The organism is Methylobacterium sp. Gmos3, assembly GCF_056430985.1.
The window spans coordinates 298,336-318,125 of sequence record NZ_JBWJYL010000006.1; the positions used below are offsets into that span (position 1 = coordinate 298,336).

General features: G+C 69.7%; 17 protein-coding genes. 8 read left to right on the plus strand and 9 right to left on the minus strand.

Translation table 11 applies throughout. The features are described from left to right. Nucleotides 1-227: 227 nt before the first annotated feature. Nucleotides 228-2,807, minus strand: coding sequence for a leucine--tRNA ligase (gene leuS, locus ACS5Q7_RS14610; RefSeq protein ID WP_478340017.1), 2,580 nt, complete (start codon nt 2,805-2,807; stop codon nt 228-230). 129 nt (nt 2,808-2,936) lie between these two features. Between leuS and ACS5Q7_RS14615 the strand changes: the two genes are divergently transcribed. After that, nucleotides 2,937-3,674, plus strand: a complete 738-nt coding sequence (locus ACS5Q7_RS14615; protein WP_478340018.1) for a YggS family pyridoxal phosphate-dependent enzyme — start codon at nt 2,937-2,939, stop codon at nt 3,672-3,674. Nucleotides 3,675-3,865: 191 nt separating this feature from the next. Here the strand turns inward: ACS5Q7_RS14615 and ACS5Q7_RS14620 are convergent, their stop codons facing one another. Continuing rightward, nucleotides 3,866-4,585, minus strand: a complete 720-nt coding sequence (locus ACS5Q7_RS14620) for a response regulator (RefSeq protein ID WP_478340019.1) — start codon at nt 4,583-4,585, stop codon at nt 3,866-3,868. After that, on the minus strand, nt 4,585-5,046 hold the full coding sequence (locus ACS5Q7_RS14625) for a MarR family winged helix-turn-helix transcriptional regulator (RefSeq protein ID WP_478340142.1): 462 nt from the start codon (nt 5,044-5,046) through the stop codon (nt 4,585-4,587). The genes ACS5Q7_RS14620 and ACS5Q7_RS14625 overlap by 1 nt, the downstream gene beginning before the upstream one ends. A 256-nt stretch (nt 5,047-5,302) precedes the next feature. On the opposite strand from ACS5Q7_RS14625, the gene ACS5Q7_RS14630 reads away from it, so the two are divergent. Together ACS5Q7_RS14630 and ACS5Q7_RS14635 are read left to right on the plus strand one after the other, a co-directional pair. Continuing rightward, on the plus strand, nt 5,303-5,560 hold the full coding sequence (locus ACS5Q7_RS14630; protein WP_478340020.1) for a type II toxin-antitoxin system Phd/YefM family antitoxin: 258 nt from the start codon (nt 5,303-5,305) through the stop codon (nt 5,558-5,560). Next, nucleotides 5,560-5,979, plus strand: coding sequence for a PIN domain-containing protein (locus tag ACS5Q7_RS14635; protein WP_478340021.1), 420 nt, complete (start codon nt 5,560-5,562; stop codon nt 5,977-5,979). The genes ACS5Q7_RS14630 and ACS5Q7_RS14635 overlap by 1 nt, the downstream gene beginning before the upstream one ends. Nucleotides 5,980-5,983: 4 nt before the next feature. On the opposite strand, the gene ACS5Q7_RS14640 is transcribed toward ACS5Q7_RS14635, so the two are convergent. The 4 genes from ACS5Q7_RS14640 to ACS5Q7_RS14655 all read right to left on the minus strand — a co-directional run bounded on the left by ACS5Q7_RS14640 (nt 5,984) and on the right by ACS5Q7_RS14655 (nt 12,336). Continuing rightward, complete coding sequence (locus ACS5Q7_RS14640) at nt 5,984-7,657, minus strand: formate--tetrahydrofolate ligase (protein ID WP_478340022.1); 1,674 nt, start codon at nt 7,655-7,657, stop codon at nt 5,984-5,986. A gap of 538 nt (nt 7,658-8,195) precedes the next feature. Then, the gene (locus tag ACS5Q7_RS14645; protein WP_478340023.1) at nt 8,196-10,073 is read right to left on the minus strand and encodes a tetratricopeptide repeat protein; all 1,878 of its coding nucleotides are present in this window, start codon (nt 10,071-10,073) and stop codon (nt 8,196-8,198) included. 151 nt (nt 10,074-10,224) lie between these two features. Next, a complete protein-coding gene (locus ACS5Q7_RS14650) occupies nt 10,225-10,482 on the minus strand; it encodes a flagellar protein (protein WP_478340024.1) in 258 nt (85 codons plus the stop codon). A gap of 180 nt (nt 10,483-10,662) precedes the next feature. Continuing rightward, on the minus strand, nt 10,663-12,336 hold the full coding sequence (locus ACS5Q7_RS14655) for an electron transfer flavoprotein-ubiquinone oxidoreductase (RefSeq protein ID WP_478340025.1): 1,674 nt from the start codon (nt 12,334-12,336) through the stop codon (nt 10,663-10,665). A 147-nt stretch (nt 12,337-12,483) separates the two neighbouring features. Between ACS5Q7_RS14655 and ACS5Q7_RS14660 the strand changes: the two genes are divergently transcribed. Together ACS5Q7_RS14660 and ypfJ are read left to right on the plus strand one after the other, a co-directional pair. Then, entirely contained in the window at nt 12,484-13,341 is an 858-nt protein-coding gene (locus tag ACS5Q7_RS14660; protein ID WP_478340026.1) for a uracil-DNA glycosylase, read from the plus strand. Nucleotides 13,342-13,420: 79 nt separating this feature from the next. Further along, nucleotides 13,421-14,335, plus strand: coding sequence for a KPN_02809 family neutral zinc metallopeptidase (gene ypfJ, locus ACS5Q7_RS14665; protein WP_478340027.1), 915 nt, complete (start codon nt 13,421-13,423; stop codon nt 14,333-14,335). 106 nt (nt 14,336-14,441) lie between these two features. Here ypfJ and ACS5Q7_RS14670 read toward each other — a convergent pair whose 3' ends face one another. Then, complete coding sequence (locus tag ACS5Q7_RS14670) at nt 14,442-14,705, minus strand: hypothetical protein (protein ID WP_478340143.1); 264 nt, start codon at nt 14,703-14,705, stop codon at nt 14,442-14,444. 139 nt (nt 14,706-14,844) lie between these two features. On the opposite strand from ACS5Q7_RS14670, the gene ACS5Q7_RS14675 reads away from it, so the two are divergent. Further along, nucleotides 14,845-16,467 (plus strand): ABC-F family ATP-binding cassette domain-containing protein, encoded by a 1,623-nt coding sequence (locus tag ACS5Q7_RS14675; protein ID WP_478340028.1) that lies wholly within the window; start codon nt 14,845-14,847, stop codon nt 16,465-16,467. A gap of 11 nt (nt 16,468-16,478) precedes the next feature. Next, the gene (locus ACS5Q7_RS14680; RefSeq protein ID WP_478340029.1) at nt 16,479-17,471 is read left to right on the plus strand and encodes a DUF2891 domain-containing protein; all 993 of its coding nucleotides are present in this window, start codon (nt 16,479-16,481) and stop codon (nt 17,469-17,471) included. A 6-nt stretch (nt 17,472-17,477) separates the two neighbouring features. On the opposite strand, the gene mnmE is transcribed toward ACS5Q7_RS14680, so the two are convergent. After that, nucleotides 17,478-18,779, minus strand: coding sequence for a tRNA uridine-5-carboxymethylaminomethyl(34) synthesis GTPase MnmE (gene mnmE / locus ACS5Q7_RS14685; RefSeq protein ID WP_478340030.1), 1,302 nt, complete (start codon nt 18,777-18,779; stop codon nt 17,478-17,480). 113 nt (nt 18,780-18,892) lie between these two features. On the opposite strand from mnmE, the gene bla reads away from it, so the two are divergent. Continuing rightward, complete coding sequence (bla, locus tag ACS5Q7_RS14690; protein ID WP_478340031.1) at nt 18,893-19,768, plus strand: class A beta-lactamase; 876 nt, start codon at nt 18,893-18,895, stop codon at nt 19,766-19,768. Nucleotides 19,769-19,790 lie beyond the last annotated feature (22 nt).

The window sequence follows — 19,790 nt, forward strand, 5'->3', positions numbered from 1 at the left end:
TCACCGGCACGCCCGGCAGCGGGTCCGTGTGCAAATTACCCACGCTCACCTTAAGAGGCCGTTGACGCCAGCCGAACACCTCTCCCCCTCCCTCACCTCATCCTGAGGTGCGGCGAAGCCGCCTCGAAGGAGGGCTCCAGAAAGCGCGGAGACCTCTGGAGCCCTCCTTCGAGGCCCGCTGACGCGGTCACCTCAGGATGAGGGAGTGGTGGGGGACAAGCTAAACCTCACACCACCAGATTCACGATCCGCCCCGGCACCACGATGACCTTGCGTGGGGCCTTGCCCTCCAGAACCTTCTGGACGGCCTCGAGGGCGAGCGTTGCGGCTTCGACGGCCTTGGCATCGGCATCGCGGGGGACGGTGACGTCCGCCCGCTTCTTGCCGTTGATCTGCACCGGCAGGGTGATCTCGTCCTCGACCAGCAGCCCGGCCTCGGCCTCCGGCCACGGCACCGCCGCGACGAGGTCGTCATGACCGAGCGCCGTCCAACACTCCTCCGCGAGATGAGGCATCATCGGCGCAATCAGCTGCACGAGGATGCCGGCGGCCTCCTTGGCGGCGGACTGGGACGCGGCTCCGCGCAGACCCTCATCGAGGGCGTTGGCCAGGGTGTAGATGTGCGCGACGCAGCGGTTGAAGCGCAGCCGCTCCACATCCTCGCCGACGGAGGCCAGCGCCCGATGGGCCGCCTTGCGCAGCGCCAGATCGGACGCGCCGTCGCCCGTGGCAGAGCAGGCGGTGTTCACGAGGCGCCACACGCGCTGCACAAAGCGGGCGGCGCCCTGCACGCCCTCCTCCGTCCAGATCACGTCGCGCTCCGGCGGCGAATCGGACAGCATGAACCAGCGGGCGGTGTCAGCGCCGTAGCTGGCGATGATGTCGTCCGGGTCCACGACGTTTTTCTTGGACTTCGACATCTTCTCGATCGGCCCGATGGTTACCGGGCCGTTAGTTTTCACGTGAAACGCCTGCCGCTCCCCACCCTCGCTGGCGAGGCGGATATCGGCCGGGGGCACCCAGGCGCCGGCCGCATCCTTGTAGGTCTCGTGGACCACCATGCCCTGCGTGAACAGGCCGGCGAAGGGCTCGGACACGCCGGACCATCCGGTCTCGCGCATCGCCCGCGTGAAGAACCGGGCGTAAAGCAGGTGCAGGATCGCGTGCTCGATACCGCCGATATACTGGTCCACCGGCAGCCAGCGGTTCACCGTCTCGGCATCCGTGGGCTCGTTCGTCAGCCACGGGGCGGTGAAGCGGGCGAAGTACCACGACGAATCCACGAAGGTGTCCATCGTGTCCGTCTCGCGCCGGGCGGCGGCTCCGCATTGCGGACAGGGAACCTGCCGCCACGCCGCATCCCGCTCCAGCGGGTTGCCGGGCTGATCGAAGGAGACCTCCTCCGGCAGCTTCACCGGCAGGTCCGCCACCGGCACCGGCACGGGGCCACACGAGTCGCAATGGATGATCGGGATCGGGCAGCCCCAGTAGCGCTGGCGCGAGACGCCCCAGTCGCGCAGGCGGAACTGAACCTTGCGGGTCGCGACCCCCTCCCCTTCCAGGCGGCTCGCCACCGCCGCGAAGGCCTCGTCCGTGGTCATGCCGTCGAGGAAGCGCGAGTGGATCATCCGCCCGTCGCCGTCATAGGCGGTGTCGGTGATGACGAAGCTATCCGGGTCCTGCCCCTCGGGGCAGACGACCGGCGTGTTGCCGAGCCCGTACTTGTTGGCGAAGTCGAGGTCGCGCTGGTCATGCGCCGGGCAGCCGAACACGGCGCCGGTGCCGTATTCCATCAGCACGAAATTCGCGACGTAGACCGGCAACTCCCAGGATGGGTCGAGGGGGTGGCGGACCCTCAGGCCGGTGTCGAAGCCGAGCTTCTCCGCCGTGTCGATGGCCGCCTGCGCCGTGCCGATGCGCTGGCATTCGGCGATGAAGCCTTGCAGCGCCGCGTTGCCCTCGGCGAGGCTCGCGGCAATCGGATGGTCGGCGGCGATGGCCAGGAACTTCGCGCCGAACAACGTATCGGGCCGCGTCGTGTAGACAGTGACACTATCTCCGTAGCCGGCAACGCTCTGCGTCAGGCCGAAGCGGACCTCCAGGCCCTCGGAGCGGCCGATCCAGTTCTTCTGCATCAGCCGAACCTTCTCCGGCCAGCGGTCGAGGCCGTCGAGGGCGGTGAGCAGATCCTCCGCGAAATGGGTGATGCGGAAGAACCATTGGGTCAGCTCGCGCTGCTCCACCAGGGCGCCGGAGCGCCAGCCGCGCCCGTCGATCACCTGCTCGTTGGCGAGCACGGTGTGGTCCACCGGGTCCCAGTTCACCTTCGCCGTGCGCCGGGCGACGAGCCCCTTCTCCAGGAAGTCGAGGAACATGCGCTGCTGGTGCTTGTAATAATCGGGGTCGCAGGTCGCGATCTCCCGGCTCCAATCGAGCGACAGCCCCATCGACTGCAACTGCCCGCGCATCGTGGCGATGTTCTCGTAGGTCCAGGTACGCGGGTTGACCTTGCGCTCCATCGCGGCGTTCTCGGCCGGCAGGCCGAAGGCGTCCCAGCCCATCGGGTGCAGCACGTTGAAGCCCTTGGCGCGCTTGTAGCGGGCCACCACGTCGCCCATCGCGTAGTTGCGCACGTGGCCCATGTGGATGCGCCCGGACGGGTACGGGAACATCTCCAGCACGTAGTATTTCTGGCGCGGGTCCGCGTTGTCCGTCTCGAAGATCTTGGCCTGCGACCACGCCGCCTGCCAGCGCGGCTCGGCATCCTTGGCGTTGTAGCGTTCGATCGGGGTGGGAGCGTCGGTCATCGGGCCGGGTCTGTCGCGGGAACGGGCGTCTTGCGGCGCAGTAGCATATCCGGGAGGCGACGGGTCAACGGCCCTTGCATGGCGGCTGCGTCCGTGCTTGCCCCCATCGGCGAGACCGAGGAGCCTTCCATGCCTGCCCCCCTGCCCGGACCGCCCGCCCGCGCCGAGACCGGCCACATGCCCCCGGTGGGCGAGGCCGACGTCGCCGCCGGGCTCGCGGAGGTGCGCGAGGGCGTCGCCCGCGCGGCCCGCGACAGCGACCGCGACCCGGCCGACGTCCATCTCATCGCCATCTCGAAGACGGTGCCGGCGGAGGGCATCCTGCCGGCGCTGGAGGCCGGGCAACGCCTGTTCGGCGAGAACTACGTGCAGGAATCGGCCGCGAAATGGCCCGCGCTGAAGGAGCGGTATCCGGACGTGGAGTTGCACCTCGTCGGGCCGCTGCAATCGAACAAGGCGCGCGAGGCGGTGGCCCTGTTCGACGTGATCCATTCCCTCGACCGGCTCTCGCTGGCCGCCGCCCTGGCCAAGGAGATCGCCCGCCAGGGACGCACGCCGAAGCTGCTCATCCAGGTGAACACCGGCGACGAGGCGCAGAAATCCGGCGTTCCCGTCGATGAGCTCGACACGCTGCTCGCCGCGTGCCGCGATACCCACGGGCTCGCGATCCAGGGCCTGATGTGCATCCCGCCCGTGGAGGATCCGCCCTCGGCGCATTTCGCCCTGCTGGCGAAGCTCGCCCGCGAGCGCAACCTGCCAATCCTGTCCATGGGCATGAGCGCCGATTACCCGGCGGCGATCCAGGTGGGCGCGACCCATGTCCGCGTCGGCACCGCGATCTTCGGGCAGCGGCTGAAGAAGGGGTAAGGGGCTCCGCACCCTCCGCCGCCCTCACGCCCTCCGCCGTCATTGCGAGCGAAGCGAAGCAACCCAGGGAACCGCTACATCCGGAAGCGGCCCGCTGCCCTGGGTTGCTTCACTGCGTTCGCAATGACGGCGAGGGTCTTGGGACTGACGGAGCCGGGTCGCACCACGCTCCCGCCCCCCCCCGGCAACCGTCAGTCGATCACCAGCCGGTAGCCCACGCCGCGCACCGTCTGCAGGAAGGAGGGGTTGGCCGGGTCCACCTCGATCTTCCGGCGCAGGCGGTTGATCTGCACGTCGATCGCCCGCTCGGCCGCCGCGCCGCCCGCCCCCGCGAGGTGCTCGCGCTCGACGCCGGCTCCGGCGGCGTGGGCGAGGACCGCCAGGATCTCGCGCTCGCGCTCGGTGATGCGCAGGGTCTCGCCGTCGCGGCGCAACTCGCCCTTGTCGGGCCGGAACACGAAGGGCCCGAAGGAGACCGGCGCCGCGTCGGCGTCGCGCGGGCGGACGGGGCCGCGGTTGATGATGTTGTTGAGCCGCAGCGTCAGCTCGCGCGGATCGAAGGGCTTGGGCAGGTAATCGTCGGCGCCGATCTCCAGCCCCATCACCCGGTCGTTCGGGTTCGAGCGGGCGGTGAGCATCAGGATCGGCACCTTCGAGGTCTCGCGGACGCTGCGGGCGTAATCGAACCCGTTCTCGCCGGGCATCATCACGTCGAGCACCATGGCGTCGAAGACCAGGGCCTGGGCGCGTGCCCGCGCCTCCTCGGCGCTTGCCGCCGCCGTCACCCGGAAGCCCTGGTCCGCGAGGTAGCGGGCGAGCAATTCGCGCAGGCGGCGGTCGTCGTCCACCACGAGGATGTGGGGGGCCTCGTCGGGCAGGTCGGGCGGGTCGAGACGGACGGGGGACGACATCAGGCGCCCTCCCCGCCACGCACGGGCCGCACGGTCCTGCGGGCCATCAGGCGGCGCACCGCCGGTCTGTCCTCCGGCTCGATCATCGCCATCAGGAAATCCTCCGGTGACGCGGTGGCGTCCGGCGAGGCGAGCGCCCGCGCCAGCCGCCGGGCCTGGACGCGGGTGAGGTCGGCGGCGAGCGCCGCGCCCGATTCGGTGCAGGAGAGCAGCCGCTGGCGCCGGTCGGTCTCGCCCGGCCGCTGGACGACGTAGCCCTGGCCGATCAGGTCCTTGAGCACCCGGTTGAGGCTCTGCTTGGTGATGCGCAGGATGTCGAGGAGTTCGGCGATGGTCAGGCCGGGATAGCGGTCGACGAAGTGCAGCACCCGGTGGTGCGCGCGGCCGAAGCCGTAGGCGGAGAGGATCCGGTCAGGGTCGCCGACGAAGTCGCGGTAGGCGAAGAACAGGAGCTCGATCAGGTCGTCGCCGGCGGGCTCGTGCCGCGCGGGGCCGGCGACCGATTTCGAGACGGCGGGCTCCTCGCGCGGGGCTATCGGTATCACGGCGCGGCCGCTCCCCGAACGGGCGATAGGTCAGTGCCCGTGACGTTTCTCAGCGCGGGCGCGGCCCGTCAACCCTGGCCGGGAGGCGGAGCACGGTCACGACCCGGCTCTTGTCTCGGCCGCTGCACCGGTAGTAACGTTTCTACACATGCTCATCGTGGGGAGCGCGGCGATGCCGAGCACCATCCTGTCCAGCCGCGAATTCAACCAGGATACCGGGCGGGCGAAGAAGGCCGCCGCCGAGGGGCCGGTGTTCATCACCGATCGTGGGCGGCCCGCGCACGTCCTGCTGAGCATCGAGGAGTACCGGCGCCTGACGGGACAGGGCCAGGACATCGCCGACGCCCTCGGTTGGCCCGCCGGGGTCGAGGATGTCGAGATCGACTTTCCCCGCTCACGGGATCCGGCCGGCGGGGCCGACTTCTCCTGATGGTCCTTCTCGACACCAACGTCGTCTCGGAACTGCGGAAGGTTCGAACGGGCAAGGCGCATCCGAATGTCGCCGCATGGTCGCGCACGGTCTCCCCGGCGAGCCTGTACCTCTCCGTGATCACCGTTCACGAGCTGGAGGTCGGTGTCGGCCTGCTGGAGCGGCGGGACCCGGTGCAGGGTGCGCTCCTGCGGACATGGCTCGACGGCCATGTGCTGCCGACCTTCGTGGGGCGATGCCTCCCGGTCGATGCGCCGGTCGCCCGCGCCAGCGCGCGCCTGCACATCCCCGACCCGCTTCCCTTTCGGGACGGGCTGATCGCCGCCACGGCCCTCGTCCACGGACTGACGGTGGTCACCCGAAACGTCGCCGATTTCGCGGCGACGGGGGTGCCCCTCGTCAATCCCTGGGAGCCTTGAAGCCCTAGAACAGCCCGTCGATCTGGCCGTTCGCGTCCAGCCGGATCGTGTCGGCCGCCGGGACCTTGGGCAGGCCGGGCATGGTCATGATCTCACCGCAGATCGCCACGATGAAGCCCGCACCGGCCGAGAGCCGCACGTCGCGCACCGCCACCACGTGGCCCTCGGGGGCGCCCATCAGGGTCGGGTCCGTCGAGAACGAGTACTGCGTCTTGGCCATGCAGATCGGCAGGTGGCCGTAGCCCTCCTTCTCGAAGCCGGCGAGCTTCTGCGCGGCCTTCGATTCGATCTGCACGTCCCCCGCGCCGTAGAGCTTCGTCGCGATGGCGCGAATCTTGTCGGTGAGCTTGGTTTCGGTCTCGTAGGTATAGCGGATCGGCTGCGCGCCGCCCTCGGCGAGCTTCACCACCGCGCGGGCCAGCGCCTCGGCCCCCGCGCCGCCATCCGCCCAATGCTTGCAGGTGATGGCCTCGACGCCGAGCTTCTCGCTGCACAGCGCCTTCAGCTTGGCGTGCTCGGCATCGGTGTCGGCGTAGAAGTGGTTCACCGCCACCACCACCGGCAGGCCGAAATTGCGCACGTTGGTGACGTGGCGGGCGAGGTTGGCGAAGCCCTTCTCCAGGGCGTCCACGTTCTCGGAGCCGAGGTCCTTCTTGTTCACGCCGCCATGCATCTTGAGGGCGCGGACGGTGGCCACGATCACCACCGCCGAGGGGCCGATGCCCGCCTGCCGGCACTTGATGTCGAGGAACTTCTCCGCCCCGAGATCGGCGCCGAAGCCGGCTTCCGTCACCGTGTAATCGGCGAGCCGCAGGCCGGCGCGGGTGGCGATCACCGAGTTGCAGCCGTGGGCGATGTTGGCGAAGGGCCCGCCGTGGATGAGCGCCGGGTTGCCCTCCAGCGTCTGCACGAGGTTCGGCTGCAGCGCGTCCTTCAGGAGCACCGTCATGGCGCCCGTGGCCTTCACGTCCTTGAGGGTCACGAGCTTGCGGTCGCGGGTCTCGGCGATCACGATCCGGCCGAGACGCTCTTCCAGGTCCTCGAGGTTCTTGGCGAGGCAGAACACGGCCATCACCTCGGAGGCGACGGTGATGTCGAACCCGTCCTCGCGGGGGAAGCCGTTGGCGACGCCGCCCAGCGACTGGGTGATGGCGCGCAACGCCCGGTCGTTCATGTCGACCACGCGGCGCCAGAAGATGCGGCGCACGTCGATGTTGAGCTCGTTCGCCCAGTAGACGTGGTTGTCGATCAGCGCCGCCGCGAGGCTGTGCGCCGAGGTGATGGCGTGGAAGTCGCCGGTGAAGTGCAGGTTGATCTGCTCCATCGGCACGACCTGCGCCTTGCCGCCGCCGGCCGCGCCGCCCTTCATGCCGAAGCACGGCCCCAGCGAGGGCTCGCGCAGGCAGATCATCGTCTTCTCGCCGATGCGGTTCAGGGCGTCGCCGAGCCCCACCGTCGTGGTGGTCTTGCCCTCGCCGGCCGGCGTCGGGGAAATGGCGGTGACGAGGACCAGCTTGCCCTCCGGCCGCCCTTCGAGGGACTGGATGAAACCGTGGTCGAGCTTGGCGATGTGCTTGCCGTAATGGTGCAGGGCCTCGTCCGGGATGCCGAGCTTCTCGGCGACCTGGGCGATGGGCCTCAGGGTCGCCGCGCGGGCGATCTCGATATCGGACGGCATGGCATTCCCTCCCTGTCAGCCGCAACCTGTTCCCGCCGGGCGTTGCCGCGGGGTGGGCCGCTCATGGCGCGGCTCGGTGCGATCGTGGCGGCTAATGTGCGTCAAAGCGCCGGGAAATGCGCGCCGATTTTTCTCAAGCGGTGGACAAAAAGGACTTGTCCTGTCGCGGCGGTGTTCGCGCTTACGGGCGGACCCCACTATCCGCACCGTCATTGCGAGCAACGCGAAGCAATCCAGGGATCCGCCACAGTTCGTTGAGGTCCCGCCGCCCTGGATTGCTTCGCTGCGCTCGCAATGACGGCGCTGGCAGGCGGGAGCGTTCAGAGATGCCGCACGGCTCCATCATCCCAGCCCCCATCCTCATCCTGAGGTGCCCGCCTCGGCGGGCCTCGAAGGAGGGCTCCAGGGGGCGCTGAGCCCTCTGGAGCCCTCCTTCGAGGCGGCTTTCGCCGCACCTCAGGATGAGGGGACAAGATGGGACGGGGCGTCGCCGGCCCCGGGTTCCCGACGCCCTTCCGCAGGAAGCGCGCCCGTTGTGTCAGCCCCCCGATTTAGGCTTCGGCTTGTCGGCGGCGCCCGGCGCCTCGTGGGGCTGGGGGGCGCCCTTCGGCAGTTCCGGGTTGTCGGGGTTGTGCGGCGCCGCCACCGGGGCCGGCGGGTTCTCGGCGGTGGCGGTGGGCTTGCTCGTTTCCGGCAGGCCGTCCTTCAGCTTCTCGTTGATCTTGGCGAGGTCATCCGGCTCGGGGTTCAGGTCCTTGGCGTGCTGCCACTGGAACTTGCCCTCGAGGCGGCGGCCGGAGCGCCAGTAGGCATCGCCGAGATGGTCGTTGATGGTCGGGTCGCCGGGCTTCAGCTCGACGGCCTTCTCCAGCTCGCGCACCGCGTCGTCCCAGCGGCCGAGGCGGAAATAGGCCCAGCCCAGGCTGTCGACGATCATGCCGTCGCGGGGAGCGGAATCGGCGGCCTGCTGCAGCAGCTTGAACGCCTCGTCGATGTTCATGTTCTGGTCGACCCAGGAATAGCCCAGGTAGTTCAGCACCTGCGCCTTGGCGGCGGGCTGGCTGTCCGGCACCAGGGAGAGCGCCTTCTTCAGGTCCGCCTCGGCCTTCGGCCATTGCTTGGCGCGCTCGTAGGCGACGCCGCGGAAGTAGAAGGTGGTCCAGTAGTTGGTGAGCGGCCGGTCGCCGATCAGGTCGATGGCGCGGGTGTAGCTCGCGGCGGCCTCGTCGTATTGCTTGCGCGCCCGCTGGACGTTGCCCAGCGCGGTGATGACGTCGATGTCGTCGGGATGGGCCTTCATCGCGGCGTCGAGCTGCGCCACCGCCTCGTCGCTCTTGCCCATCTGCTCGAGGTTGAGGCCGATCTGGATGTCGGAATTGAGCTTCAGGGGCGAGGCCGCCGGGATCTGCGCATAGGCCTCGTTGGCGCGCTCGGGCTGCTTCATCCGGTCGAGGGTGTCGGCGAGCGTCAGGCGGGCCAGCGCATGGTCCGGCGACAGGTAGAGCGCGAGGCGCAGGTAGATCACGGCGGGCAGCTCGTCGCCCTGGGTCGAGCCGGCCGAGCCGAGGCCGTAGAGCACCTCGGCGGCGCCGTCCTGGGCGGTGGTGATGAGCTTGCCCAGCGGCTTGCCGGCCTTCAGCTTGTCGAGGGCGTCGCGCACCAGCGGGTGGCGGGGCGAGAGCCGGTCGAAATCGGTATAGGCCTGGATCGCCACGTCGGTGTGGCCCATGCTGGCCTCCTGGCGGGCATAGGCGTCCACGATGCGCAGGGTGTTGCGGTCGCCCTCGTAGGCGGCCTTCAGGCGCGCCTCGGCCTCCTTGTCGTCGCCGGTCACGGCGGCGATCAGGCCCGCGTGGTAGTCGCGGAACGTGTTGTAGTAGCGCTCGCCCCGGAGCTTGGCGACGGTGTCGAGGGCCTTCTTGCCATCGCCCGCGCCGGCATAGGACCACGCGGTCAGCAGGGTGGCGGTGAGGTCGGTGGCCGCGCCACGGCCGCTGCGCGAAAAGTTCTGGCGGGCGGCGGCCCACTGGCTTGCCTTGATCTGGCGGACGCCGAGGGAGAGGTTCGCGAGCCCGTTGGTCGGGTCGCGGGCGACGAGCTTCTCCGCCGTGCGGAAGGCATCCGGCAGGGCGCCGTCGGCGAGCAGGGAGATGAAGGCCCGCTCCACCAGCTCGGCGTTGCGCGGATCGGCGCGGACGGCCTCGCGGTAGAAGGTGGCGGCCGCCGTCGTGTCGCGGGCGGCGCCGGCGATGTAGGCGGAGAGGAAGTTGCCTTCGAGGGATTCGGCCGGCTCGTAATCCCCCGCCGGGACCGAGACGGTCTCCTTCGGCTGGGCGGCCTGCGCGCCGGGCACGAGACCGGCGGCGAGCAGGAGGGCGAGCGCCGAAGCGGTGCGGCGGGCGCGAAGATGGGTCATGAACCGTTCCGGCTCCTGAGACGTCGGACCTGGGCGGGTCCGGCGCCTGATAACAGGCTGGGCGCGAGCACCCGGGCGAAAAGCGCCCGGAGACTGGACTCATCCCGCCACCGCCGCAAGGCGAAAGGATGGCGCGGGGCTCACGGGTTTGTCAGGCCAGAATGTCGAGGGTCCGCTTGGTCATCGTGTCGGCGGTGCGCGCCACGGCGGCGTTCAGGGCGAAGCTCGTCCTGGCCTCGATCAGGTCGAGGGCCGTCGCCGAGAGGTCGATTGTCGCGGCCGGCGGCAGCGCGCCGCCGCGATCGGTCACCGTTTCGGTCCCGAAGGCGGCGACGCGACCGGCCACGGCGTCGAGCCGCTGGCTCGCCGTCGTCATTCCGCCGGTCGCGATCGTCAGGGCGTCAGGCATCGTCACCTCGTGCCCGCGAGGATCGGTGCGAGGCGTGAAGATCGCGCTCGGAAAATCGCTCCCATTCGAACGATCCGTCCGTCTTTGCGAACACCGTGAAGCAATCCAGGGAAGAGCTTTGCTCGGAGAGCGTCCCGCCGCCCTGGATTGCTTCGCGTCCGCTCGCAATGACGGCTCTGGTCACATGTTCGGGTAGTTCGGCCCGCCCGGCCCCTCCGGCGTCACCCAGTCGATGTTCTGGTTCGGGTCCTTGATATCGCAGGTCTTGCAGTGGACGCAGTTCTGCGCGTTGATCTGGTAGCGCACCCCGTCCGAGGCGGAAGCGTCCTCGACCCACTCGTAGACGCCGGCCGGGCAGTAGCGGTTGGAGGGGCCGCCGAACACGTCGTGCTCGGAGCGCTTCTGCAACTCCATGTCCCGCACCTTGAGGTGCGGCGGCTGGTCCTCCTCGTGGTTGGTGTTCGACAGGTACACCGAGGAAAGCCGGTCGAAGGTCAGCTTGCCGTCCGGCTTCGGGTAGGTGATCGGCGTCACCTCCGAGAGCGGCTTGAGGCAGGCATGGTCCGGCTTGCCGTGGGAGAGCGTGCCGAACGGCGACGTGCCGAGGACGCTCGTCGCCCACATGTCGATGCCGCCCAGCCCGATGCCGACCAGCGTGCCGTACTTGGACCAGAGCGGCTTCACGTTGCGCACCGGCTTCAGGTCCTGCCCGATGGGGCTGTCGCGCCAGCCCCGGTCGTAGGCGGTCAGCTCGTCGCCCTGGCGCCCGGCCTTGAGGGCGTCGGCGATGGCATCGGCCGCCTGCATCCCGGAGAGCACCGCGTTGTGCGAGCCCTTGATGCGCGGCACGTTCACGAAGCCCGCCGAGCAGCCCACCAGGCAGCCGCCGGGGAAGACGAGCTTCGGCACCGATTGCCAGCCGCCTTCCATGATCGCCCGCGCGCCGTAGCCGATGCGCTTGGCGCCCTCGAAGGTCTCCGCGATCATCGGGTGGGTCTTGAAGCGCTGGAACTCCTCGAACGGCGACAGGGTCGGGTTCTCGTAGTTCAGGTGCGTCACGAACCCCACCGAGAGCAGGTGGTCGTCGAAATGGTAGAGCCAGCTTCCGCCGCCGGCCTTGTTCGGCAGCGGCCAGCCCATCGTGTGCTGGACGAGGCCGGGCTCGAACTTGCCGGGGGCGAGCTGCCACAGCTCCTTCACCCCGAGCCCGTACTTGAAGTGATCGCTGTGGGCGTTGAGCCCGTAGCGGGCGATGAGCCCCTTGGTGAGGTTGCCCCGCGCGCCCTCGCCGAACACCGTGTACTTGCCGCGCAATTCCATGCCGCGGGTGTAATCGTCGCGCGGCTCGCCCGCCTTGCCGATGCCGAGATCGCCCGTGGCGATGCCGACCACCGCGCCGGCCTCGTCGAACAGCACCTCCGAGGCCGGGAAGCCCGGGTAGATCTCGACACCGAGCGCCTCGGCCTGGGCGCCGAGGTACTTGCACACGTTCGACAGAGAGCCGACGAAGTTGCCGTGGTTCGACATCAGCTTGGGGAAGAACAGGTTCGGCAGGGTGATGCCGCTGTTTTTGGTGAGCATCATGAACTCGTCCCGCTCGACGGCGGTCTTGAGCGGGCGCTCGGGATCGGTGCGCCATTCAGGAAGCAGGGCATCGAGCCCGATCGGATCGATCACCGCCCCGGACAGGATGTGGGCGCCGACCTCGGAGCCCTTCTCCACCACGACGACGCTGATCTCCTCGCCGATTTCGGCGGCGCGCTGCTTCAGGCGGATGGCGGCCGAGAGACCCGCAGGCCCGGCACCGACCACCACCACATCGAAATCCATGCTCTCCCGTTCGGGCAGCGCCATCCTCACCACTCCTGATCTTCTTGTGTCAGCTTTGTCTGCCGTCTGAACCGATTCCAAGCTAGAAACGCAAGCGCACTTAAGGCAGCACCGCGCCGAGGCCATGGCCGGAACGTTGTCCACAGGCCCGGCCGCCCCCACTTAGAGACGATGCCGAACCCCGCCGACGCGCAGGCCGACCTCATCGCCATCCTCGACTTCCAGACGGAGGCCGGGGTCGATGTCGCGCTCGACGAAACGCCGCACGACCGCTTCACCGAAGCCGACGCGCCGGAGCCCATCCGCGCCCGGCCCGCGCCCCGCCGGGCGGCGGCGCCCGCTCCGGTCCCCTCCCCTCCCCCGCAGGAGGCGCCGCGCCCCGCGCCCCGCGCCACCTTCGGCCGGGCCGCCTCCGCCGAGCCCGAGGCGGCGGCGGGCGATGCCCGCGCCAGGGCCCGCAATGCCGCGAGCCTGGAGGAACTGGAGGCGATCCTCGCCGCGTTCGATGCCTGCCCCCTGCGCTTCACCGCCAAGAACCTCGTGTTCGGGGACGGCAATCCGCAGGCGCGGGTGATGTTTCTGGGCGAGGCGCCGGGCGCCGACGAGGATCGGATCGGCAAGCCGTTCATGGGCCGCTCCGGCCAGCTCCTCGACAAGATGATGGCGGCCATCGGCCTCGACCGGAGTTCGGCCTACATCGCCAACGTCGTGCCGTGGCGCCCGCCGGGCAACCGCAACCCGACCCCGCAGGAGGTCGCGACCTGCAAGCCCTTCGTGGAGCGGCAGATCGAACTGGTCGACCCCGAGCTGATCGTCTGCCTCGGCGCCCCGGCGACGCAGACGCTCACCGGCACCAAGGACGGCATCCTGAAGACCCGCGGGCGCGTCTTCCCCTACACGCTGCCCTCCCGCGAGGCGAAGCTCCTCGCGACGCTGCACCCGGCCTTCCTCCTGCGCCAGCCCCTGCAGAAGCGGCTCGCGTGGCGGGACTTCCGCGCCGTGCGGGCGGCCCTCGACGGGAAAGCTTGACGGTGCGCGCGGAACCGGGTCTCCCCTCCCGCCATTAGACCAGGCCGGATGCGGCCGGTGCGGCACGGATGGCGGGATCATGCGCTGGGAAGATCTACGGAGCTCCGACAACGTCGAGGACCGGCGTGGTGAAGGCGGCGGCGGCGGTGGCGGCATGGGCTTCCCCGGCGGCGGCGCCGGCGGGCTCGGCATCGGCACCATCGTCGTGGTGCTGATCATCAGCTACTTCACGGGCATCAACCCGGCGATCCTGATGGGCGGCGCCGAGTCGATCACCCGGGGCGGCGGTCAGCGCCAGGAGCAGACGGACCCGCAGACCCAGGCCAAGCGCCGCCAGGCCCCGACCGACGAGAGCGGGCGCTTCGCCTCCAAGATCCTCGGCAACACCGAGGACGTGTGGAGCACGATCCTGCCGCAGCAGACCGGCAAGCAATACACCCCGACGACGCTGGTGCTCTACACGGGCGGCACGCGCTCGGGCTGCGGTTCGGCGCAGGCGGCGATGGGGCCGTTCTACTGCCCCCTCGACAAGAAGGTTTACCTCGACACCAGCTTCTTCAAGGAGATGGCGACGAAGTTCGGCGTGAAGGGCGATTTCGCCTATGCCTACGTCATCGCGCACGAGGTCGGCCACCACGTGCAGGACGTGCTCGGCATCCTCGGCAAGGTGCAGGCCCGCCAGCAGCAGGCGTCGAGCAAGAGCGAGGCGAACGCCCTCTCGGTCCGCATCGAGCTGATGGCCGATTGCCTCGCGGGCGTCTGGGCCAAGAACTCGAACGACAAATACGCCGAACTGGACCAGGGCGACATCGACGAGGCCCTGAACGCCGCCGCGCAGATCGGCGACGACGCCCTTCAGCAGCGCTCGCGCGGCTACGTGGTGCCGGATTCCTTCACCCACGGCTCCTCGGCCCAGCGCCAGCGCTGGTTCTCGGCCGGCTACAAGAGCGGCCAGACCAAGGCCTGCGACACGTTCCGCACCGCCAACAACTGACCCTCGCCGTCATTGCGAACGCAGTGAAGCAATCCAGGGATGCGGGACCTTCCGGACCTTGGCGGCTCCCTGGATTGCTTCGCTCCGCTCGCAATGACGGGTGAACTCAGGAACGCCGGCTGAGCCGCGTGGCGTTCGCCTGCACCTTCCGGCGGTAGCTGTGAATCACCTTCTGGTTCGACGCGCCGGAGGCCATCATCATCATCGCCTCGCCGGCCGCGTAGACCTTCTCTGTCACCATGCGCTGCGCCTCGACCTGCGCGGCGGGGCCGCCCATCGACAGCATCGTCATACGCTGCAGGATCACCCCCTGCGCTTCCATCGCGAGCATGGACATGTCCATGCCCATCTTCCACCAGCCGAACAGCATCGTCGTCCTCTCGTTGCGCTTGGCAACTCGCAACAGCGTCGCCGTTTCCCGGGTGCGACGCTGCGCTGCCATGCTTTGCGTGGGCGCGGCCCATGCCGTAATCGCCTCGGGCCCCTCTTCCGAGACTCGACCCCGACCCATGATACGCCTTGACCGCATAACAAAGCAGAACGGCAAACAACTGGTCTTCATCGAGGCCAGCGCCGCCTTGCAGCGGGGCGAGAAGGTCGGGCTCGTCGGCCCGAACGGCGCCGGCAAGACCACCCTGTTCCGCATGATCACCGGCGAGGAGCAGCCCGACGAGGGGCAGGTCCAATCCGAGCGGGGGGTGACGATCGGCTATTTCAGCCAGGATGTCGGCGAGATGGCGGGCCGCAGCGTCGTCGCGGAAGTGATGGACGGGGCCGGGCCGGTGAGCGCCATCGCCACCGAACTCGCCGAACTCGGCGCGGCCTTGGCCGACCCTGATCGCGCCGACGAGATGGACGCGCTGATCGAGCGCTACGGCGAGGTGCAGGCCCGGTTCGAGGAACTCGACGGCTATGCCCTCGATGGCCGGGCGCGGGAAACCCTCGACGGCCTCGGCTTCAGCCAGGAGATGATGGAGGGGGATGTCGGCGCCCTTTCCGGCGGCTGGAAGATGCGCGTGGCGCTGGCCCGCATCCTGCTGATGCGCCCCGACGCGATGCTCCTCGACGAGCCCTCGAACCACCTCGACATCGAGAGCCTGATCTGGCTCGAAAACTTCCTGCGCGGCTACGACGGCGCCCTGCTGATGACCTCCCACGACCGGGAGTTCATGAACCGCATCGTCAACAAGATCATCGAGATCGACGGCGGCACCCTCACCACCTACTCGGGCGATTACGCCTTCTACGCGCAGCAGCGCTTGCAGAATGAGGCGCAGCGGCAGGCGCAGTACGAGCGCCAGCAGGCGATGCTCGCCAAGGAGATCCAGTTCATCGAGCGCTTCAAGGCCCGCGCCTCGCACGCCGCGCAGGTGCAGAGCCGGGTGAAGAAGCTCGACAAGATCGAGCGCGTCGAGCCGCCCCGGCGCCGCCAATCGGTGGCCTTCGAGTTCCAGGCGCCGCCGCGCTCCGGCGACGACGTGGTGATGATGAAGGGCGTGGCGAAGCGCTACGGCAGCCGCGCCATCTATGACGGGCTCGACTTCTCCATCCGCCGCAAGGAGCGCTGGTGCGTGATGGGCGTGAACGGCGCCGGCAAGTCGACGCTGCTCAAGCTCGTCACCGGCATCACGACGCCGGATGCCGGCACGGTGACGGTTGGCGGCAGCGTGAAGCTCGGCTACTTCGCCCAGCACGCCATGGACGTGCTCGACGGCGAGCGCACCGTGTTCGAGACCCTGGAGGAGGCCTTCCCGCAGGCGGGCCAGGGCTCGCTGCGCACGCTCGCCGGCTGCTTCGGCTTCTCGGGCGACGACATCGAGAAGCGCTGCCGCGTGCTCTCCGGCGGCGAGAAGGCGCGGCTGGTGCTCGCGCTGATGCTCTACGACCCGCCGAACTTCCTCGTGCTCGATGAGCCGACGAACCATCTCGATATCGGCACCAAGGAGATGCTGGTGGAGGCGCTGGCCTCCTTCGAGGGGACGATGTTGTTCGTCTCCCACGACCGGCACTTCCTCGCCGCCCTGTCGAACCGGGTGCTGGAAATCACTCCCGACGGCGCGCACCAATATGGCGGCGGCTACACCGAGTACGTCGCCAGCACGGGCCGGGAGGCGCCGGGCCTGCGCAGCTGAGGGAGGGAGCGATGGGCCATCGCCTGACGCGGGAGATCGCCGAACGCTTCGCGTCCATCGCCCTGGGGCATGTCGCTCGGGAGTATCCGCACAAGCCCGGCATCGTCTTCGCCGGGCCGGACGACGTGCGCCCGCCCGCGGCGATGCACCCGGTGTTCCACGGCAGCTTCGACTGGCATTCCTGCGTCCACGGCTACTGGCTGCTCGCCCGGCTGCTGCGGGCGTTTCCCGATCTCGCCACGGCGGGCGCGATCCGCTCGCTGTTCGACCACCAGCTCGTGCCGGAAAAGATAGCTGGCGAATGTTCTACCTTCGATGCGCCTTCGGCACGAGGTTTCGAGCGCCCCTATGGTTGGGCTTGGCTCCTGAAACTCGCCTCCGAACTCCGGGCGGCCGAGACCCCGCGCTGGGGCGAAGCGCTGGCCCCACTGGCGGAGCGGATCGCCAACCACTTCACCAAGTTCCTGCCGATCGCCCCGTACCCGGTACGGGTGGGCACGCATTTCAACACCGCCTTCGCCCTGCGCCTCGCCGCTGACTATGCGGGAGACGACCTCGAAGCCTTGCTGCGGGAGAAGGCCCTTGCCTGGTACGGGGCCGACACGGATTGCCCCGCCTGGGGCGAGCCCGGCGGCGACGACTTCCTGTCCCCGGCCCTGATCGAGGCGGAAGCCCTGCGCCGGCTGCTTCCGTCGGAGGCGTTCGCACCATGGTTCGACCGCTTCCTGCCCCGCCTTGCGCAAGGCGAGCCCGCGACCCTGTTCATGCCCGCCCTCGCCACCGACCGCAGCGACGGCAAGATCGCCCATCTCGACGGGCTGAACCTCAGCCGGGCGTGGTGCCTGCGCGCCCTCGCCGAGGCCCTGCCTTCCGACGATCCCCGCCGCGCGCCGATGCTGCATTCCGCCGACCGGCATTGCGACGCGGCGATGCCCCATCTCGCAGGCGATTACATGGGCGAGCACTGGCTTGCGAGCTTCGCGCTGCTCGCCCTCGACGCCTGATCCGCGTCACTTGCCAATACAGAAGCCGGCAAACAATCTGTCCAGCACGTCCTCGACGCCGACATGACCCCCGACCTCGCCGAGCGCCCGCACGGCGAGGCGCAGATCTTCCGCCGCGAGTTCCGGCAAGCCGCCTCCGGCCCCGGCACAGAGCCGGTCCAGATGGCTCAGGCAGCGTTCCAGCGCCTCCCGGTGGCGGGCGCGGGTGATGAGGGCATCGCCCTCCCCCATGCCCGCCTCGGCCCGCTCCCGCAGGGCGTCGAAGAGCGCCGGCATTCCCTCTCCCGTGCGGGCCGAGACCGCGAGACCGTCCGGCTTCGTCCCCGGCAGGTCGGCCTTGGTGTGAACCGTCAGGGCGGGAGCCTCGCCGAGATCAGGCGCCGCGCCGCCCGGCGGCACCAGGGCGAGGACGAGATCGGCCTCCGCGATCCGCGCGCGGCTGCGGCGGATGCCCTCGGCCTCGACCACCTCCTCCGTTTCGCGCAGGCCCGCCGTATCGACCAGCACCACCGGCAACCCGTCGAGATCGAGCCGCACCTCGATAGCGTCCCGCGTCGTGCCGGGGATGTCGGAGACGATGGCTGCGTCCCGCCGGGCGAGGGCGTTGAGCAGGGTCGACTTGCCGGCATTCGGCTCGCCCGCCAGCACCACCCAGAACCCGTCCCGCAGCCGCTCCCCGCGCCGCCCATCCGCCAGGGATGCCGCGATGGCCTCGCGCAGAGCCATCGCGCGGCCGATCAGGCCCGCATCCAGATTGGCCTCATCCACATCGCCCTCGTCGGAGAAGTCGAGGGCGGCCTCCGCGCCCGCCAGCAGGTCGATGGCCTCTTCCCGCCACGCGGCCACCTGCCGGCTGAGCGCGCCTTCGAGCTGCCGCAGTGCCTGCCGCCGCTGGCCCTCGGTCTCGGCGTCGATCAGGTCCGCGACGCCTTCGGCCTCGGCGAGGTCCATGCGCCCGTTGAGCACCGCCCGGCGGGTGAACTCGCCCGGTCCCGCCGCCCGGCAGCCGGGCAGGCGCGACAGTACATCGAGAACCCGTGCCCGCACGGCGAGCCCGCCATGCAGGTGAAGCTCGGCCATGTCCTCGCCGCTATAGGTCTCGGGGCCGGGAAAGAAGGCGACGAGGGCGCGGTCGAGCACCGTGCCGTCGGCGGGGTCGCGCAAGGTCCGCAGGGAAAGCCTTCGCGCCGGGGGGAGGGCGCCGGCCAGAGCCGTCAGCGCGCGGCCCGCTTCCGGCCCGCTGATGCGCAGCACCGCCACCGCCGCGCGGCCGAACCCGCTCGCGGGGGCGAAAAGCGTCCCTGCCATTCCGGTCGAACCTCCGCCGCGTCCTCGCCGGCTCCCTATCACGGCCGGTGCCACGGAACAGCCGCAAACCGGGACCACCGCTGCGCCCGGTCCTTCCCGAAGAGAGGATTCCCATGGGCCTCATCACCCGTCGCGCGGTCTGCACCGGTCTGCTGGCCGCTGCCGCCTCGGTTCCCGCCCTCGCCGGAGGGGAAATCGAAGCCCGTCTGCAGGCCATCGAGGCCGGTACGGGGGGCCGCCTCGGGATCAGTCTCGCGGGGGAAGGCATCGCGCCGGTCGGATGGCGGGCGGACGAACGGTTTCCGTTCTGCAGCACCTTCAAGGTCCTGGCCACGGCCGCGGTTCTCGCCCGTGTCGATACCGGGTCGGTCCGGCTCGACCAGGTCGTGCCGCTGCGCGAGGCGGACCTCCTGAGTTATGCGCCGGTCAGCCGGAAGGCGTTCCAGGAGGGCCGGAGCCTGACCGTGGCGCAGGTCTGCGAGGCTGCGGTGGTGTGGAGCGACAACACCGCCGCGAACCTGCAATTCGCGCTCCTCGGCGGGCTGGCGGAGCTGACGCGGTGGGTGCGCGGCACGGGCGATGCCGTCACCCGGTTCGACCGGACGGAAACGGATCTCAACACCTCGCTCCCCGGCGATCCCCGGGACACGACCACCCCCGCCGCGATGCGCGAAACCCTGAACCGTGTTCTCCTCGGGACGGTGCTCACCCCCGAATCGCGGGCGCGGCTGGAGGGCTGGATGGTGGGCGGCCAGACGGGCTTCAAGCGTCTCCGGGCAGGCTTGCCGGCGACCTGGACGGTCGGCGACAAGACGGGCACCGGGGGGGCCGACACCGGCACCTACAACGATGTGGCGATCCTCCGTCCGCCGGGGCACGCGCCGCTCATCGCCACGGTCTACCTCACCCGTGCGACGGCGCCGCAGCAGATTTGTGAGGCCGCCCATGCGGAGATCGGGCGCCTGATCGCGGCACGCATCATGGGCTGAACCCTCAACCGAATCCCCCGTC

Bases quoted from the DNA above. Each gene is read 5' to 3' on its own strand.
- leuS (WP_478340017.1), bottom strand. From the start codon at position 2,807: ATGACCGACGCTCCCACCCCGATCGAACGCTACAACGCCAAGGATGCC.
- ACS5Q7_RS14615 (WP_478340018.1), top strand. From the start codon at position 2,937: ATGCCTGCCCCCCTGCCCGGACCGCCCGCCCGCGCCGAGACCGGCCAC.
- ACS5Q7_RS14620 (WP_478340019.1), bottom strand. From the start codon at position 4,585: ATGTCGTCCCCCGTCCGTCTCGACCCGCCCGACCTGCCCGACGAGGCC.
- ACS5Q7_RS14630 (WP_478340020.1), top strand. From the start codon at position 5,303: ATGCCGAGCACCATCCTGTCCAGCCGCGAATTCAACCAGGATACCGGG.
- ACS5Q7_RS14635 (WP_478340021.1), top strand. From the start codon at position 5,560: ATGGTCCTTCTCGACACCAACGTCGTCTCGGAACTGCGGAAGGTTCGA.
- ACS5Q7_RS14640 (WP_478340022.1), bottom strand. From the start codon at position 7,657: ATGCCGTCCGATATCGAGATCGCCCGCGCGGCGACCCTGAGGCCCATC.
- ACS5Q7_RS14645 (WP_478340023.1), bottom strand. From the start codon at position 10,073: ATGACCCATCTTCGCGCCCGCCGCACCGCTTCGGCGCTCGCCCTCCTG.
- ACS5Q7_RS14650 (WP_478340024.1), bottom strand. From the start codon at position 10,482: ATGCCTGACGCCCTGACGATCGCGACCGGCGGAATGACGACGGCGAGC.
- ACS5Q7_RS14655 (WP_478340025.1), bottom strand. From the start codon at position 12,336: ATGGCGCTGCCCGAACGGGAGAGCATGGATTTCGATGTGGTGGTGGTC.
- ACS5Q7_RS14660 (WP_478340026.1), top strand. From the start codon at position 12,484: ATGCCGAACCCCGCCGACGCGCAGGCCGACCTCATCGCCATCCTCGAC.
- ypfJ (WP_478340027.1), top strand. From the start codon at position 13,421: ATGCGCTGGGAAGATCTACGGAGCTCCGACAACGTCGAGGACCGGCGT.
- ACS5Q7_RS14670 (WP_478340143.1), bottom strand. From the start codon at position 14,705: ATGCTGTTCGGCTGGTGGAAGATGGGCATGGACATGTCCATGCTCGCG.
- ACS5Q7_RS14675 (WP_478340028.1), top strand. From the start codon at position 14,845: ATGATACGCCTTGACCGCATAACAAAGCAGAACGGCAAACAACTGGTC.
- ACS5Q7_RS14680 (WP_478340029.1), top strand. From the start codon at position 16,479: ATGGGCCATCGCCTGACGCGGGAGATCGCCGAACGCTTCGCGTCCATC.
- mnmE (WP_478340030.1), bottom strand. From the start codon at position 18,779: ATGGCAGGGACGCTTTTCGCCCCCGCGAGCGGGTTCGGCCGCGCGGCG.
- bla (WP_478340031.1), top strand. From the start codon at position 18,893: ATGGGCCTCATCACCCGTCGCGCGGTCTGCACCGGTCTGCTGGCCGCT.